The sequence below is a fragment of the Mesorhizobium sp. M7A.F.Ca.MR.362.00.0.0 genome (assembly GCF_004023175.1).
In the GTDB taxonomy this organism is placed as follows: domain Bacteria; phylum Pseudomonadota; class Alphaproteobacteria; order Rhizobiales; family Rhizobiaceae; genus Mesorhizobium.
This window is the reverse complement of the sequence record NZ_RZTF01000471.1, coordinates 1-664: the sequence shown is the minus strand read 5'-3', so window position 1 is coordinate 664 and position 664 is coordinate 1. Positions and strand designations below refer to the sequence as shown.

Below are 664 nucleotides of genomic sequence, written 5' to 3'. Positions count from 1 at the left end.
TTGACGAGCGGCAGGTTCGAGGCGGTCAGCCGGAAGACCTCGGCCACCACCCATGTGCCGATCGAAAAATAGGGGCCATCCAGGCGATGCAGCAGCAGGTAGATCGGCACGGCCAGCACGGCCGGCACCAGCAGCGAAAGGAAGACCGCCACAAACGGATTGATGCCGTAAGTCTGGGCCAACACGAAGAGCGCATAGCCGGCCGCTCCCATGAAGGCATGCTGACCCACCGAGACGAGGCCGGCATAGCCGGCGAGCAGGTTCCACATCTGAGCGACGGCGATGTAGCAGCACAGCACCAGAATCGACCGGATCGTGCCGGTCGAGGCCCACCATGGCATGGCGGCGACACCGATCAGCGCCAGCACAGCCAGCGTCATCGCGATGCGACCGGACCGGGTCTGGCGCTGGACCAGGACCTCAGGCACCTCGGTTGCCACATAGGGGATCGCACTCATGACAATGCCTTTCCGAACAGGCCCTGCGGGCGGGTCGCCAGCACGATCAGGAAGACGATATGTCCGGCGAGCACGCCGAAGCCCGGATCAATGCGGAAGCCGATGGCCTGCGAGATGCCGAGGACCATCGAGCCGGCGAAGGCGCCCCATACCGTCCCCATGCCGCCGATGATCACCGCTTCGAAGGCGTAGATCAGTTGGGCGGG

2 pseudogenes are annotated in these 664 nt (G+C 64.9%); both read right to left on the bottom strand.

Features of this window, described 5'->3' with window-relative positions:
• Nucleotides 1-458 (bottom strand): annotated as a pseudogene (locus tag EOC06_RS44125) (branched-chain amino acid ABC transporter permease); the annotation flags it as partial.
• Nucleotides 455-664, bottom strand: a pseudogene (locus EOC06_RS33230) (branched-chain amino acid ABC transporter permease); the annotation flags it as partial. The pseudogenes EOC06_RS44125 and EOC06_RS33230, both read right to left, overlap by 4 nt.